12 protein-coding genes are annotated in these 15,065 nt (G+C 70.7%); 6 read left to right on the top strand and 6 right to left on the bottom strand.

The features are described 5' to 3' along the window. The first annotated feature begins 21 nt into the window (after nt 1-21). Nucleotides 22-402: an ACT domain-containing protein gene (locus BXU09_RS00740; RefSeq protein ID WP_078299682.1), complete on the top strand. Its 381-nt coding sequence runs from the start codon at nt 22-24 to the stop codon at nt 400-402. A 39-nt stretch (nt 403-441) separates the two neighbouring features. Here the strand turns inward: BXU09_RS00740 and BXU09_RS00735 are convergent, their stop codons facing one another. After that, nucleotides 442-975, bottom strand: coding sequence for a GNAT family N-acetyltransferase (locus BXU09_RS00735; RefSeq protein WP_240500863.1), 534 nt, complete (start codon nt 973-975; stop codon nt 442-444). Next, entirely contained in the window at nt 972-1,994 is a 1,023-nt protein-coding gene (locus BXU09_RS00730) for a nitronate monooxygenase (protein ID WP_078299680.1), read from the bottom strand. Before BXU09_RS00730 ends, BXU09_RS00735 begins: the two co-directional genes overlap by 4 nt. A 23-nt stretch (nt 1,995-2,017) precedes the next feature. On the opposite strand from BXU09_RS00730, the gene BXU09_RS00725 reads away from it, so the two are divergent. After that, a complete protein-coding gene (locus BXU09_RS00725; protein ID WP_078299677.1) occupies nt 2,018-2,950 on the top strand; it encodes a histone deacetylase in 933 nt (310 codons plus the stop codon). 331 nt (nt 2,951-3,281) lie between these two features. Further along, nucleotides 3,282-4,880, top strand: coding sequence for a peptide chain release factor 3 (locus BXU09_RS00720; protein WP_078299673.1), 1,599 nt, complete (start codon nt 3,282-3,284; stop codon nt 4,878-4,880). Nucleotides 4,881-4,955: 75 nt separating this feature from the next. On the opposite strand, the gene BXU09_RS00715 is transcribed toward BXU09_RS00720, so the two are convergent. Both BXU09_RS00715 and BXU09_RS00710 read right to left on the bottom strand, forming a co-directional pair. Continuing rightward, a complete protein-coding gene (locus BXU09_RS00715) occupies nt 4,956-5,285 on the bottom strand; it encodes a cyclic-di-AMP receptor (RefSeq protein ID WP_055363479.1) in 330 nt (109 codons plus the stop codon). A gap of 121 nt (nt 5,286-5,406) precedes the next feature. Beyond that, a complete protein-coding gene (locus BXU09_RS00710) occupies nt 5,407-5,913 on the bottom strand; it encodes a transcriptional regulator (protein ID WP_078299670.1) in 507 nt (168 codons plus the stop codon). A 656-nt stretch (nt 5,914-6,569) separates the two neighbouring features. Here BXU09_RS00710 and BXU09_RS00705 point away from each other — a divergent pair. The 3 genes from BXU09_RS00705 to BXU09_RS00695 all read left to right on the top strand — a co-directional run bounded on the left by BXU09_RS00705 (nt 6,570) and on the right by BXU09_RS00695 (nt 9,546). Then, complete coding sequence (locus tag BXU09_RS00705; RefSeq protein ID WP_078299667.1) at nt 6,570-7,310, top strand: ATP-binding cassette domain-containing protein; 741 nt, start codon at nt 6,570-6,572, stop codon at nt 7,308-7,310. Beyond that, nucleotides 7,303-8,580: an ABC transporter permease gene (locus BXU09_RS00700; RefSeq protein WP_230284722.1), complete on the top strand. Its 1,278-nt coding sequence runs from the start codon at nt 7,303-7,305 to the stop codon at nt 8,578-8,580. The genes BXU09_RS00705 and BXU09_RS00700 overlap by 8 nt, the downstream gene beginning before the upstream one ends. Nucleotides 8,581-8,691: 111 nt before the next feature. Further along, nucleotides 8,692-9,546, top strand: coding sequence for a metallophosphoesterase family protein (locus BXU09_RS00695; protein WP_078304482.1), 855 nt, complete (start codon nt 8,692-8,694; stop codon nt 9,544-9,546). A 148-nt stretch (nt 9,547-9,694) separates the two neighbouring features. On the opposite strand, the gene BXU09_RS00690 is transcribed toward BXU09_RS00695, so the two are convergent. Further along, nucleotides 9,695-11,374 (bottom strand): fasciclin domain-containing protein, encoded by a 1,680-nt coding sequence (locus BXU09_RS00690; protein ID WP_078299659.1) that lies wholly within the window; start codon nt 11,372-11,374, stop codon nt 9,695-9,697. Nucleotides 11,375-11,563: 189 nt separating this feature from the next. After that, the gene (locus BXU09_RS00685) at nt 11,564-14,977 is read right to left on the bottom strand and encodes a DNA translocase FtsK (protein WP_078299656.1); all 3,414 of its coding nucleotides are present in this window, start codon (nt 14,975-14,977) and stop codon (nt 11,564-11,566) included. Nucleotides 14,978-15,065 lie beyond the last annotated feature (88 nt).

Here is a 15,065-nt window from a genome sequence, read left to right as displayed (position 1 = left end):
GCAGGGCGCTATCCTGCCGCCATGTCCCAGACGCTGTCCGTGGTGCCCGGCGAGTACGCCGTCTCGCAGCTTCCCGCCGGAAGCGCCGCGCCCGCCTGGGCGTTCACGGGCGACCTGTGGTGCGTCATGAGTGTCCGCGACGAACTGTCGGTCGTGTGCCCCGCCGCGAACGTTCCGCCCGGCGTGACCACGCAGCGTGGCTGGGCGGCCCTGAAACTGCACGGCCCGTTCGCGTTCACCCTGACGGGCATCCTCGCCAGTGTCCTGGATCCCCTGCGGGACGCTGGCGTGGGCATCTTCGCGCTGTCCACCTTCAACACCGACTACGTTCTGGTGGCGCAGGCCGACCTGCACCGCGCCGCCCACGCCCTGCGGGCAGCGGGGCACACGCTGCTGGACTGAGGCGGTGGGCAGGGTGGCCTACTTCCCGCTCCCCACTGCCTACTCCCCGCCCACCGCCGGATTCAGGATCACGTAGCGCGTGACAGCCACCACCTCGCCCGCGTAGGATTCCGGTTCGGCCTGCCCGTCCTCGTGCATGCCCAGGCGGCGCATCAGGGCGTGTGAGCGGGCGTTCGGGGCGTGGACTAGCGCCGTCACGCGCGGCAGGCCCGCCTCCCAGGCCAGCGTCAGCAGGTCCCGGCACGCCCTGAACGCCACGCCGCGCCCCCACCATGCCCGGTCCCCGAGGGCGATGCCCAGTTCCGCGCCGCCGGGCCCGATGCGGCCCAGGTCCGCGTACCCGACCAGTTCGCCGCTCGCCGTGACTCCCCAGCGGCGGAACGTCGGGTCGTTCCCCGCGATGATCGCCTGCCAGTGCCGCCGCACCACCCGCGCCGACAGGCCCGGCGTCCAGTCCACCGCGCGGCAGAACACCGGGTCCGCCGCCCAGCGCACCGCCACTTCCTCGTCACCGGGGCGCAGGGGTCGCAGGGCGACCGTCACGGTGCCGGGCATCAGCGGGTCGGGCGTCATGGGGTCAGGTCCGCCATGATCTGCGCGGCACTTCCGGTGCGGGCCTGCCGGTAGCCCTCCCCGGCCCACAGGCTCAGAAGGTCTGCCTGTCCGGCCTGCGCTCCCGCGGCGCGCAGGGAGCGGGTCAGGGCGTTCTGCCAGGGGAAGGGCAGGGGAGAGTGGACGCCGCCGGTCAGGGAGGTGCGCAGGCCGCGCGCGGTGCGGCCGCTGTACGCGCGGGTCAGGACGGTGGGCCGCCCGCCGTCCTGAAGGGCGTGACGGTAGGGGTCGGGCGTGCCAGCCTCGTCAGTCAGCAGGAACGCCGTGCCGCACGCCGCCAGCGTCACTCCGGCCTTCAGCGCGGCACTCACGTCCCCGGCGGTCATCAGGCCGCCCGCCGCGACGACCGGGAGGCCCGTGTCCTGCGCGACCTGCCGCGTGAGGGTCAGCGTGTCGGCCAGGGCGTCCTCCTGCCAGCAGCCCCGGTGTCCGCCGGCCGCGCCGCCCTGCACGGTCACGGCGTCCACGCCGTCCTGCGCCAGCAGCCGCGCCTCCCGGAGGCTGGTGGCGGTACCGATCACCAGCACGCCCGCCGCGTGCAGGGCACTCAGTGCGGCGGGTGGCAGGCGACCGAACGTGAACGAGAACACGGCGGGCGGGTCGCGCAGGACCGCGTGCAGTTGCGCGCCGAAGTCCTCCTGCACCTGCGGCGGCAGGGTGGGGGGCGGCAGGCGTAGCGCCGCGTGAAAGGGCACGAGTTCCGCGCAGGCCACCTCGATCTCTGCCGGGGTCACGGGCGGCAGGGGCTGCGGCGCGAACAGATTCACCGCGAACGGCTGGTCCGTTCTGGCGCGCACGGCGGCCATCGCCCCGCCGATCTGCGCGGGCGTCAGGTACGCGGCGCCCAGGCTGCCCAGCCCGCCGGCCTCCGACACGGCGGCGGCCAGCGCGGGCGTCCCGGTGCCGCCCGCCATCGGGGCCAGCATCAGCGGGACGCGCAGTGTTGCCTGAAATTCCGGCCAGGACCGCAGTGCGTTCATGCCGCCCAGCGTAGCCTGCGCGGGTGGGGTTCACGCATCCGTTCCGGGCGTTCACGCCGTTTCGCCGCGCGGCCTACCAGGGAGCGCCTGCGCCGCGTCGTCAGTTCCTGCCGCGCGAGTTCATCGCGCCGCTGCTGGACGGCGCGGCCGCCCGCCTGCCGTTGCTGGACGCGCCGGACCTGCCGTGGGCGCTGGCCGGGCGGGTGCACGACCCGGCGTTCCTGGCCCGCTGGCGTGACGGGCAAGTGACCCGTGCCGAGGAACGCGCGCTGGGCTTCCCCTGGAGCGCGGCGCTGGTCGAGCGGGGGCTGGGCAGTTGCGGCGCGACCCTGGCCGCCACCCGCGACGCCCTGCGTGTGGGCCTGGGCCTGAACCTGGGGGGAGGCACGCACCACGCGTACGCAGATCACGCCGAGGGCTTCTCGTTCCTGAACGACGTGGCGATCAGTGCCCGCTGGCTGCTGGACACCGCGCAGGCCCGCCGTATCCTGATCCTGGACCTGGACGTGCATCAGGGCAACGGCACGGCCGCCATCTTCGCCCACGAGGGGGGCGTGCTGACCGTCAGCGTGCACGCGCAGAACAACTACCCCTTCCGCAAGGAGGTCAGCGACCTCGACATCCCGCTGCCCGACGGGACCGGCGACGCCGCCTACCTGAACGCCCTGGACCGGGTGGTCGCGCCCGCCGTGGCGGCCTTCGCGCCGGATTTCGTGTACTACCTGGCGGGCGCGGACGTGCTGGGCGGGGATCAACTGGGCAAACTGGCGCTCAGTCCGGCCGGGGTGCGCCGCCGCGACGACCGCGTGCTGCGCTGGGCCGCCCGCGCCGGCCTGCCGACCGTGACCGTCATGGCCGGCGGGTATCACCGCGACCCGCACGCCCTGATCGCCGCGCGCCTGGGCACCCTGGACGCCGCGCTGGGCGCCTTCGCGCCGGCCGCAGCGGGCGGGTGACGCGGCGCGCGCGGGGCGGTATCATGCGGGAATGACCGTTCTCCTCACGCCACCCTAGTCAGTCGTGCCGGGTCGGCAGCGCGGAGCCTGAAGGGCCGAAGTGCTTCTGAACCGGCGCAGTGAGTGAGTTGTACGGAGCCGCCGGGAGAGTGGGAACGCCGGGATCAGCCGGACGCCGCAGGGACGCTCCTGCCAGAGGCGACACCCGTTCCTTCCGCCGCGTCCTGGCGGCGCATCACCCCGACTTCAGGCGCCCCCCACTCTCCGCAGTGATCTTCACGCCGTTTTTCCCGCTTCGGGCCGCGAACACTTCAGGCCCGCAGGAGTTCCCATGACCAGCCCCGACACCAACCCCGCCGCCCTGAGCAGCGAGATCGCCCGCCGCCGCACCTTCGCCATCATCAGCCACCCGGACGCCGGGAAGACCACCATCACCGAAAAACTCCTGCTGTACGGAGGCGCCATCCAGGAAGCCGGTAGCGTGACCGCCAAGGAAGGCCGCAGCCACACCAAGAGCGACTGGATGAGCATCGAGCAGCAGCGCGGCATCTCCATCAGTTCGTCCGCGCTGACCTTCGAGTACGCCGGGCGGCACGTGAACCTGCTCGACACGCCCGGACACCAGGATTTCAGTGAGGACACCTACCGCACCCTGACCGCCGCCGACAGCGCCCTGATGGTCCTCGACGCCGCGCGTGGCGTGCAGGCGCAGACTGAGAAGCTGTTCGCCGTGTGCCGCAACCGGGGCATTCCCATCCTGACCTTCGTGAACAAGATGGACCGCCCCGCCCAGGACCCCTTCGAACTGCTGGAGCAACTGGAAGGCATCCTGAAGATCACGGCCGTGCCGCTCACGTGGCCCATCGGGGACGGCCCGGACTTCAAGGGCGTGTACGACCTCCAGACCGGGCAGGTGCTGGCCTTCGAGCGCACGTCCGGCGGCAAGCACCGCGCGCCCATGCAGACCAGCGGCCTGAACGACCCGAAACTGGACGCCCTGGTCGGCGCGGACCTCGCCGCGAAACTCCGCGAGGACGTCGAACTGATCCAGGGAGCCATGCCGGAATTCGAGGAAGCCAAGTTCCTGACCGGCGAACTGACCCCGGTGTTCTTCGGGTCCGCCATGAACAACTTCGGCGTCGAGCACTTCCTGAGCAACTTCGTGGAACTCGCCCCGCCCCCGGGGGCCGTCGAGACGAACCTCGGCGACCGCGCCCCGGACGCCCCGTTCGCGGGTTTCATCTTCAAGTTGCAGGCGAACATGAGCAAGCAGCACCGCGATCGCACCGCGTACATGCGCGTCATGAGCGGCCACTTCGAGCGCGGCATGGACGTCACGCACACCCGCACGGGCCGCAAGCTGCGGCTCTCGCAGGCGCACACCCTGTTCGCGCAGGACCGCGAGAAGGTCGAGGAAGCGTACCCCGGCGACATCGTGGGCCTCGTGAACCCCGGCGTGTTCCAGATCGGCGACGTGATCAGCCTCGACGCCAAGGTCACGCTCCCCAGCTTCCCGCGCTTCACGCCCGAGACGTTCGCCACCATCAGCCTCAAGGACGTCGGCAAACGCAAGGCGTTCATGAAGGGCCTCACGCAGCTGGCCGAGGAAGGCGTCGTGCAGGTCTTCTACCCCACCGACGGCGCCCGCGACCCCTACCTGGGCGCGGTCGGCCCGCTGCAGTTCGAGGTCTTCCAGGCCCGCCTCCTCGAGGAATACAGCGTGGACGTCGAGATGCACGTCACCAGCTACGGGCTGGTGCGCTGGCTGGCGGGCGACCCCAGCAACGTCGCCCGCTTTGCCCGCCACGTCGAGGACGACCAGGGCCGCCCCGTCATGCTGTTCCGCAGCAAGTACGACCTGGAATACACCGCCGAACAGCACCCGGAAATCGAGTTCCTGCCGCTGCCCAAAGACCTCACCCGCGTGTAAACAAGTTGAAAGTCGATGGTTGATGGAGGTGAGGAACCGACCATCAACCATCGACTTTCAACCTTCAACCGGGCATCACACCTTGATGAATTCCTGCACGCCCATGACGAACATGACGGCCCCGCCGACCGGCACCTCGACCGGGTCGCCGACCAGGCCCTCGTTCTGCTCGCCCATGGGGACGCTGGGGGCGACGAGGCGGGTGCGGGTGCGGCAGGTGCGTTGCACGTGGCGTTTGAGTTCGTCCAGGCGCGTGTCGTCCACGCCGATCATCAGGGTGGTGTTGCCTTCGCGCAGGAAACCGCCGGTACTGGCGAGTTTCGTGACTTCAAAGGCATTCTGGGACAGGACGCGGACCAGCGCGGTCGCGTCGGCGTCCTGAATCACGGCGAGCACAAGCTTCATACCCCCGAGGATACCAAACGCCCCGCAGCGTGACCGTCAGCGGAGCGTCACGGACTGCGCGCCACCAGACACGGCAGAGGGCCGGCCCTCCCGCGTGGGAAGACCGGCCCTCTGGTCCGGGTCAGGCGACCTGTTTCTTCTTGCCGGTCGCGGCGGGCGCGGCCTGCTCGGTGCCGAGCGCCTGGGTTTCTTTCAGGCGGAAGATCACGAGGCTGCCCACGAAGGTGCAGGTGATCATGCCGTGCGCGTTCAGGAGGCTCAGGGCGGTCATGACGTCCTCGCGGGTCATGCGCAGCTGGTCGCTCATGTACAGGGCGCTGTCGGCGCGGCCCTCGAGGTAGTCACGGACGCGCTTGGCGTCGCTCGTCAGGGGCGTGGCGGGCACGTCGGCCAGACCGGGGTCCGCCAGTCCGTACACGGCGCGGGTGCCGGTGCCGGGCAGGCGGCGCACGCGGCCCTGGTCGAGCAGGCTGGCCAGCGCGGCGCGCAGGTGCGACAGGGCCAGGCCGGTGGTCTTGGCGAGTTCGGTCTCGACCCATTCGGGCTTGCTTTCCAGCGCCTTCAGGACGAGTTTCTCGTTGGCGCGGCGGGTTTCCTGCAGGTCTTCGAGGGTGGGGGGATTGAACATGCGTGCCTCCGGGTGGTGTGGGCGGCGGACACGGGGCGTGACCGGCGCGCTGGAACTGGGTGGGTTGGGCATGGTGGCGGCGCGTGCCTGTGGGGCCGTGACCGCTGCTGCATTGATCTGAACCTGCGCCGATGAGGGTGCCCTGAGCGGGCGGGGGATGGCCGGCTGTCACGGGAAGAACGGTAAGGAAATCGGACGCTCTGGGGAACGCTCCAGGGAAGTGGTCGCCGGATGGACCGGGTGTAACTTTCAGGGCAGGGTGCGCCTGGTAGCGCAACTTTCCCATTGTTACAGATTTTCTCTCATGTTGCATGAGGTGACGGGGGGCTTGATCTTCAGGGGCGTCCTATGAAGTGGAACGCCCCGCCGGGTGGTCCGTACCTCTGCGCGCCGTTTGTAATCCTGGCAACCAAACGGATACGAGGCGCGTAAGGACAGGCGTACACACAGGGTTCAGGGCGGCGGCGGTTCCGGCGTCTGTTCCGGCCACGCCGCCTGCCCTGCACCGTGGGAGGTTCATGAATCCACTTCATTCAGTCTCGTCTGTTCCGGCCCCGTCTACTCCAGCTCCTTCCCCCGCCGCCAGGGGCGCAGACCTCAGTGCCCCAGACCTCAGTTCCCCAGGCCTGGTTGCCCCGCAGCCGACGGGCGCGCCGATGCTGAGCGTCCAGCACCTCGGTAAGACCTACGGCAGCTTTCACGCCCTGCGGGACGTGACCTTCAGCGCCCACGGCGGCGAGGTCTTCGGTCTGCTCGGCCCGAACGGCGCCGGCAAGACCACCCTGCTGCGTATCCTGGCGACCCTGCTGCGTCCCGACAGCGGGCAGGCGCAGGTGGCCGGGCACGACATCACCCGCGACCCCGAGGCGATCCGCGCGTGCATCGGCGTCGTGAACGGCGGCATGGGCCTCCCGGCCCGCCTGACCGGCCGCGAGATCCTGCACTCCTTCGCGCGGCTGTACGGCCTGACCCGCGCCCAGGCCGACGCGCGCATCACGGAACTCGACACCCGCCTCGAACTCGGGCGCACGCTCGACACCCGCGCCGCCGAGTACTCCACCGGCATGAAACAGAAGGTCGTGATCGCCCGCGCCGTCATCCACGACCCGGCCGTGCTGATTCTCGACGAGGCCGCCAGCGGACTGGACATCTTCGCGCGCCGCACCCTGCTGGACTTCGTGCAGGCCAGCCGCGCGCCGGGCCGCCTGACCGTGTACTCCACGCACGTCATGAGTGAGGTCGAGGAAGTCTGCGACCGGGTCGCCATCCTGCACGAGGGCGCACTGATCACGCTCGGCACCCAGGGCGGCATCCTGGAAGCTACCGGGGAACGCACCCTGGAACGCGCCTTCTTCGCGCTGGTGCGCGGCCAGAGCGCCGGAGGCGCGCATGTCTGAGCGTCCCGCCCGCCGGGGCCTGCGCCGCGCGATGGTCTGGGAGGTCGCCGCCCGCGACCTGCTCGCCACCCTGCGCGACCGCCGCACCCTGAACGCCACCATCCTGATGCCCCTGATCCTGATTCCGCTGTTCACGCTGGGCCTGCCGCTGATGCTGGGCAGCTTCATCGGCGGTCAGCAGCAGGAACGCCAGACCATCGGCGTGAGCGGCCCGCTGCCCGCCACGCTGCGCGCCGCGCTGGAACGCGACGAGAAACTCCCGGACGGCACGGTCGTGCGCGCCGGCGTGACCCTGGTGCCCGTCAGCGACCCGCAGGCCGCCGTGCAGAGCGGCGACGTGGACGCCGCCCTGCGCGTCCCCGCATCCCTGCCGGACCGCGCCGGGGCCGGCCAGGGCACCCTGGAACTGCACGCCAAGCTGGGCAACCTGCGCGCCCAGACCGGCGCGTACTCCAAGGTCACGGACGTCATCGACAGCTACAACCGCACCCTGGCCGTGCAACGCCTGGACGAACAGGGCCTGAACGAGAACGTCCTGCAGACCATCACCGTGAAACCCGTGGACGCCAGCACCGCCCAGGAGCAGCGCAGCGGCCAGCTGGCCTTCCTGATCCCCATGCTGATGCTGCAGTTCATCCTGTCCGGCGCGATGGCGACCGCCGTGGACGCCACCGCCGGCGAGAAGGAACGCGGTACCCTGGAAAGCCTGCTGGTCTCCCCGGTGCGCCGCGCCGAGGTCGTCGCGGGGAAACTGCTGGCCACCACCCTCACCGCCCTGACCAGCGCGGCCTTCAGCGTCGCCGGGTTCCTGCTCAGCGGCCTCGCCATGCGCCTGTACCTGCAGCGGCAACCCGACGCGACCGCCGCTCTGACCGGCAGCATGGGCGGCCAGCTCACCCTGAACCCCGGCAGTCTGCTGACCCTGCTCGGCATCGCCGCGAGCGCCGCGCTGATCATCAGCGCCCTGCTGATTGCGGTCGGCATCTACGCCCGCACCTTCAAGGAGGCGCAGACGTACATCGCGCCCATCACCATGCTGGTGGTCCTGCCGGCCGTGATGCTGCAGTTCGCGGACTTCCTGACCTTCGGGCTGGGCGTGTATGCCGTGCCGGTCATCGGCGGCATGATCGCCATCCTGGAAACCGTGCGCGGCGCGGCCGTCCCGTCGCACGCGCTGATAGCCATCGGCGCGAACCTGCTCGCCGCGCTGCTGCTCAGCCTGCTGGCCCTGCGCTCCTTCGGACGTGAGGAAGTCATCTTCCGCAACTGAACCTGGGCGGCGCAACGGCACCAGAGGCGGGAACCGGCGGGCGCACAGCCCGGCCGATTCCCGCCTTCCTTCCCGTCCGGATGGCGGCGCGGCTCTAGAATGCCGCGCGAGATGAGACTGGCGATCCTGGCAGACATTCACGGGAACGCGGACGCCCTGAACGCCGTTCTGCGCGACGCCCGGCAGCGCGGGGCCGAGCGGCTGATCGTGAACGGCGACGTGGTCAACCGCGGCCCGGACTCCGTGCAGGTCCTGCGGACCCTGCTGGACCGCCCGGACGTGACGTTCACGCTGGGCAACCACGACGATCTGCTGCGGTTGTGGCAGGCCCGCAGTGAGGCCCTGCCGGCCGACTGGTTCACGGACCCTTTCTGGGGCGCCACCGACTGGAGTGCCGCGCAACTCGACCGGGCGGGCCTGCTGCACACCCCGGCCGACTGGCCCATGACCCTCACGCTGCGCGAACCCGGCCTGCCGGACATCCTGATCGCCCACGGCACCGCCGAGCACTACCGCGAGAGCCTCAGCGACCGCAGCGCCCCGGAGCGCGTGCAGGCGCTGCGCCGCGCCCCGGACGGCCGCGAGTACGGCGTCCTGATCGGGTCGCACATTCACCGCCCGGTGAACGCCGTGATCGACGGCACACGGGTCCTGAATACCGGCTCGGTCGGATCGCCCGCCACCGGAGACCCGCGCGCCCAGTACCTGCTGCTGGACGCCACGCCGCGCGGCTGGCAGGTCACGCCCCGCCTGGTGCCGTACGACCGCGCGGGCGTCCTGTCCCGCTTCGAGAGCAGCGGCCTGCTGAGCACTGGCCTGAGCGCCGAGATCTTCCGCCAGGAGGTCCTGACCGCCCGCAGCCTGTACACGCCGTACTGGGCCTGGACCGAGCAGGAGGGCCACCCGCGCGGCCCAGCCAGCTGGCAGGCCTTCCAGACCCTCCAGCCAGCCGAAGCGGTTCACTGAAACGGACTCCGATTGAATGGTTGGCCAGAACCATTCAATCCGAGCGGACGCGACCCGTAGAGCTGCCCCGCACAGTAGGAGAGAAGCGGGTTCCGGGCAGAAGGGCCGCGCTTCCCGTCTGTGGGAAGCGCGGCCCTTCTGGTGGGGCTTACTGCAGGGTGGGGGGCAGCATGACCATGTCGATGGGGTAGATCACGCTGGTGCCCGCGTCAATGCGGTTGGCGACGGTGCTGCCGACGGCGCTGGCGGCACTGAGGTTCCCGACGGTGTAGGTGGTGCCGTTGGCTTTCAGGTCGATGGAGCTGCCCTCGAGCGAGCGCAGCTGCGCGACCTTCAGGCCGTCGTCGACCACGCGGCCGGCCACGACGTGGTACGTCAGGACCTGCTTGAGTTTGGCGGGGTCGGCCATCAGGGCGTCCAGGGTGGCCTGGGGGACCTTAGCGAAGGCGTCGTTGGTGGGGGCGAAGACGGTCACGTCGGCGGCGGTCAGCGCACCGACCAGATCGGCCTTCTGCACCAGGCTCAGCAGGGTGCTGAACTGCGGCTGGCTCAGGGCGTCCACCAGGGCGTTGCCGGTCATGGCGGCCGGGGTGGTCGTCACAGTGGCGGTGGTGGTGGTCGCCGTGGTCGCGGCGGTCGTGTCCGTGGTGGTCTCGGTCATGACTTCCTCGCCGGTGGGCGGGTCGGGCAGGACCAGGGTGTCGGGCAGCAGCACCTCGTTGATGGCGAAGATGTTGCCGTTGCTGGCCGTGACAGCCGCGCCGTCGATCATGGCGGTGTTCACCATGACGCTCGTGCCTTCCATGGACAGGTCGAGGCTGGCACCCTCAGCGCTGCGCAGCTGGGTGCCGGCCTTGAGGTCCTCGGCGTTCAGTTTGCCGCTGACCACGTGGTACAGCAGCACCTGCTTGAGGGTGTCGGGGTTGCTGGCGATCAGGGCCAGCTGGTCGGGGTCCACGCCCTCAAAGGCCGCGTTGGTGGGAGCGAAGACGGTGTAGTCGTTGCTCATGAGCACTTCGGTCAGTTCGGCGTCGCTGAGCAGGTCGCGCAGCGTGCTGAAGCGTTCGTCGGCGACGATCATGTCGTACAGGGTGGTGCCCTCGGCCATCATCTCGCCGCTGGCCTCGGTGGTCGTTTCCGTCGTGGTCGCGGTTTCGGTCGTGGTGGTGGTCGTGGTGGTCATGCTCGCGCCGCCCTGGGGCAGGGCGGGGATGCTCATGATGTCGGTGGCGGCCGCGGCGGTCGGGGCGCTCACGGTGGCGGCCGGGGCGGGCGCGGGGGCCGGCGCAGCGGCGGCGGGTGCGGCGGGCTGCATGCCGGTGTCCATGGCGGGCATCAGGACCGTGTCGATCACGTGCACGACGCCGTTACAGGCCATCACGTCGGCCTTGGTGACGGTGGCGTTATCGATCATGACCTTGCCGCCGCTGACCGTGACCATGAACGAGCCGCCCTGCGCGGTCTTGCCCATGGACATGCCCATGACCTGCTTGGCGGTGACCTTGCCGGGAACCACGTGGTACAGCAGCACCGAGCGCAGCAGGGCCGGGTCGTTCAGGACCATGGCGAGCGCGTCGCTGGGCAGCTTGGCGAAGGCGGCGTTGGTGGGAGCGAACACCGTGTACTGGCCGCCCATCAGGGTCTGGCCCAGGCCGGCCGCCTCGACGGCGGTGGCCAGCGTGCTGAAGTTCGGGTCGGCCATGACGATCTGCGCGATGTTCTGGCAGGCGGCCGTGGCGGGGCGTGCAGCGGGAGCACCGGCGCCGCCGGCGAGGGCGGGCGTGGCAAGCATCAGGCTGAGCGTGATAAAGCTGGTCTGCTTCTTCATGAAATCACCTCTGGAGAAATCGGGTTGTGCTGTATGTCCGGCACTTAATCTTCACCACGACGCGGCAGAATGCAACTACAGGAAGGTTTCCGACAATTGATCTAAACGAAAAAGCCCCCGTCTTTGGGGGGGCTCTCATGGGAACTTCACGTAGCGGCGCGTGCAGGGCTCAACGGCGCGGCAGGACACCTACCGGCCGAAGTACTCCGGGAGGTCCGCCTCGGACACCAGCACGTCACGCGGCTTGCTGCCCTGATGCTTGCTGACGATTCCCATCGATTCGAGCATGTCCATCAGCTTCCCGGCGCGGGCGTGCCCCACCGAGAGCCGCCGCTGCAAGCGGGACACGCTTCCCTGACCCTCCTCGATGCAGATCTGCGCCGCCTGACGCAGCAGCGGGTCACTGAAGTCCATGTTCGACCGGTCCGCGCCCGGCCCACTGGCCTCCACACCCCCCTCGAAGTCCGAGCCGTAGGCCTCCACGAACGAGTCCTCGAACACCTGGCGGCGCAACTCGTCGGCAATGCGGGCCGACTCGACCTCGCTGATGTACGGTCCCTGCAGACGCACCGGCTTGATCAGCCCCGGCTGGTAGAACAGCATGTCGCCCATCCCGGTCAGACGCTCGGCCCCCATGGTGTCCAGGATCGTGCGGGAATCGTGACTGCTGCTCACCGCGAACGCAATCCGGGCCGGTACGTTCACCTTGATCAGACTGGTCAGGATGTCCACGCTGGGCCGCTGCGTCGCCAGCACCAGGTGCATACCGGTCGCGCGGGCCATCTGCGCCAGCCGCATGATCGCGCCCTCGACCTCCTTGGGACTGGTGATCATCAGGTCCGCCAGCTCGTCGATGATGATCACCAGGTGCGGCAGTTCCGTCTCGCCGACCTGACGCATCTTCGCGTTGAACTGCTCGAGGTTCTTGGCGCCCACCTGCGACATCATCTTGTAGCGCCTCTCCATGTGCGCCACCGCGCCCAGCAGCACGCCCGCCGCGTCCACCGGGTTGGTCACCACGTTGCGCACCAGATGCGGAATGCCGTCGTACGGCGTGAGTTCCACCATCTTCGGGTCGATCATCAGGAACCGCAGTTCGGTCGGCAGGTACTTGAACAGCAGACTGGTGATCAGCGTGTTCACGCACACCGACTTGCCGCTGCCGGTACTGCCCGCCACCAGCAGGTGCGGCATCTTGGCGAGGTCCCCGACCATCAGTTCCCCGTCGATGCTCTTGCCCAGAATGATCGGCAGTTTCGCGCGGGTCGCGCGGAAACTCGGCGCGGCCGCCGCCTGGTGGAACGTGACGGGTTCGCGTTCGGCGTTCGGGACTTCCAGGCCGATCACGCTCTTGCCCGGCACCGGCGCCTCCACACGCACGCCCCCCACCGCCAGCGCCCGCGCCAGATCGTTGCTGAGGCCCGCGATGCGGCTGATCTTCTCGCCGGGCGCCGGTTCGATCTCGTAGCGCGTGACGGTCGGCCCGCGCGCGAAATCCACCACCCGCGCCTGCAGGTTGAAGTGCCGCAGTGTCTCGTCGATCAGGCTCGCCCGCTGCCGCGCGGAGATGTCGAGCGCCGCCGTGTTCAGCGCCGCCGCCGGAATCGGGTCCAGCAGCGCCTCGGTCGGCACCGCCAGCGGCAGGGCGCCCTGCCGGGGCTGCGGGGTGTCCAGGGCTGCCAGGGCACTCAGGCGGTCGTGCGGCAGTCCTGCCGGGGCGGGCGTAGGCCGCGCCGCCGGAGCAGGGGAGGGGACGGGCGGGTGGGCCGGGCCTGCCTCCCAGGGAGCCGGGGCGCGTGGGGCCACCGCTGCGGGCGAACGGTCCGACGGGCCGAAGGGCAGGTCGTCGTCACCCCAGTCGCTGAACGGGTCCAGGTCGCCAGTCGAAGGATTGACCGGATCGCTGGTCGGGTCGCTGATCGGGGTGAGGGCGCCGGACAGGCCGTCGGGCTCCATGCCCAGGTCGAAGACCGGGTCGGCGGTCTCGGCGGGCGGCATGGCCACCGGGGCGCGCGTCACAGCCGGGGGCCGGGACATCGGAGCGGGCGCGCTGCCCGGCGCGGCGACGCTCAGCGCCACCTGATCCACTGCGGGCCGGAGAGGGGTGCCCTGGGCAGCCGGAGCCGGGACAGCGTGGGCCGGAACAGCCGGGGGCAGGCTGTCCGGGGGGAAAGCGGGGGTTGCCTCGCCGGGCCGGGTCCACAGCGTGGGTTCCGGCGATCCGGACCTGGGGGCCGGGCCGGACGGCAGACCCCCGGTGAAATCGAAGTCCAGCGTGAGCGGGGCCGCTGCGGGCGGGGCGCTCATCGCCTCGGCGCGGCGGCGCGCTTCCTCCTGCGCGCGGGCCAGTTGCGCGCGCCAGCCGGCCGGGTCGGCCAGCGTGCCGTCCGGGTCGGCGGCCAGCGCCTCGGCCAGCTGCGCGGCCACCTCGGTCGGCGCGCGGTCGAACGCGGCCGTCAGGTCCGGCCAGCCGGCGTACGCCTCGAGCCGTCCGCGCCACGCCGTGAAATCCACGGCCAGTTCCTGCCACTCGACCAGCCGCTCGCGGTGCGCGGGCAACTCGCGGGCCAGCAGGGTCGCGTCGGGTTTCCCGAGCGCCTTCTCGGCGGCCCGGCGGTCGCGTTCCAGCCGTCCGGCCCGCTGCGCGAGCCGCTGGATTTCCATGACCATCGCGCGGCGCAGGCGTTCCAGCGCGCCGCTGGCCAGGGTGCTGGGCAGTTCGATGCTCAGTTCGTGCCGTCCGGCCCGCACCTCGTTCGCGGTGGCTTCCACGTTCGCGCCGGCGTCGGGGGCCTCGGCCGCCACCTGTTCACGCAGGTCGCGGGCGGCGTCCCCGACGAAGGTACGGGTCGTCTCCCGCCAGCCGGTCACGTCGCGTTCCAGGTGCGCCAGGCCCGCCTCGTCCAGGTTGCGGACGTCGCGCTGCGCGGCGCGCAGTTCACCCAGCAGGGTGTTCAGCGCCGGAGCCTGCGGGTACAGGCGGCGCAGGGCCTCCACGTCGCGCAGGGTGGCCGCGACGTTCTGCCGGGCCGTCGCGCGCGCCCGGGCGGATTCGCGGCCCTCCTGGCGGGACTCGATGACGCCCTGCACCTGCGCCGCGCCGCCGCCGAGCAGCACGCTCACGAACCGGAAGAAGCCCTTGAGCAGCGTCAGCGGCGGCAGGCGCAGCATCAGTTCCGCGCCCAGCGTGAGCGTGACCAGCGGCAGCAGCGCCGCGAGGTAACTCACGGCGCGCAGCAGCGGCCCCATGGCCGCCTCGGCCAGCAGGCCCGCGCCGCCCGGCTGCGCCGACTCGTGCAGCGCCAGCAGCGACAGCACCATGACCGTGCCGCCCAGCACCCGCCGCGACAGGTTCCCCAGGTCGCGTCCCAGGAACACCAGCACGCCGTACGCGACCGGCACGACCGGCAGCAGCCACGCCGCCCAGCCCAGCTGCGACGTGAGCAGCGTCTGCGCGCCCGCCATGAACCCGGTGCCCGCCTCGCCCTGCGGCAGCAGCACCGTCACCCCCAGAAAAATACCCAGCGCGAACAGCACCAGGCCCAGCGCCTCTCCGTCGAACCGGCTGACCGGAGGAGCACCTCTTGAACGAGCCTTCGCCATGGGGCGCAGTGTACCCCATCCCCGGCACGCCCGGCAGCGGAAGCCTGCGGCCAGCACGGCATTTCACGCCGCGTTCCGGGCGGGGCGC

The organism is Deinococcus sp. LM3 (assembly GCF_002017875.1).
GTDB lineage: Bacteria > Deinococcota > Deinococci > Deinococcales > Deinococcaceae > Deinococcus.
The sequence above is the reverse complement of the archived record's forward strand: the minus strand, read 5'-3'. Positions and strand labels throughout refer to the sequence as shown.

Bases quoted from the DNA above. Each gene is read 5' to 3' on its own strand.
- BXU09_RS00710 (WP_078299670.1), bottom strand. From the start codon at position 5,913: ATGTTCAATCCCCCCACCCTCGAAGACCTGCAGGAAACCCGCCGCGCC.
- BXU09_RS00730 (WP_078299680.1), bottom strand. From the start codon at position 1,994: ATGAACGCACTGCGGTCCTGGCCGGAATTTCAGGCAACACTGCGCGTC.
- BXU09_RS00735 (WP_240500863.1), bottom strand. From the start codon at position 975: ATGACGCCCGACCCGCTGATGCCCGGCACCGTGACGGTCGCCCTGCGA.
- BXU09_RS00690 (WP_078299659.1), bottom strand. From the start codon at position 11,374: ATGAAGAAGCAGACCAGCTTTATCACGCTCAGCCTGATGCTTGCCACG.
- BXU09_RS00705 (WP_078299667.1), top strand. From the start codon at position 6,570: ATGCTGAGCGTCCAGCACCTCGGTAAGACCTACGGCAGCTTTCACGCC.
- BXU09_RS00715 (WP_055363479.1), bottom strand. From the start codon at position 5,285: ATGAAGCTTGTGCTCGCCGTGATTCAGGACGCCGACGCGACCGCGCTG.
- BXU09_RS00700 (WP_230284722.1), top strand. From the start codon at position 7,303: ATGTCTGAGCGTCCCGCCCGCCGGGGCCTGCGCCGCGCGATGGTCTGG.
- BXU09_RS00720 (WP_078299673.1), top strand. From the start codon at position 3,282: ATGACCAGCCCCGACACCAACCCCGCCGCCCTGAGCAGCGAGATCGCC.
- BXU09_RS00685 (WP_078299656.1), bottom strand. From the start codon at position 14,977: ATGGCGAAGGCTCGTTCAAGAGGTGCTCCTCCGGTCAGCCGGTTCGAC.
- BXU09_RS00740 (WP_078299682.1), top strand. From the start codon at position 22: ATGTCCCAGACGCTGTCCGTGGTGCCCGGCGAGTACGCCGTCTCGCAG.
- BXU09_RS00695 (WP_078304482.1), top strand. From the start codon at position 8,692: ATGAGACTGGCGATCCTGGCAGACATTCACGGGAACGCGGACGCCCTG.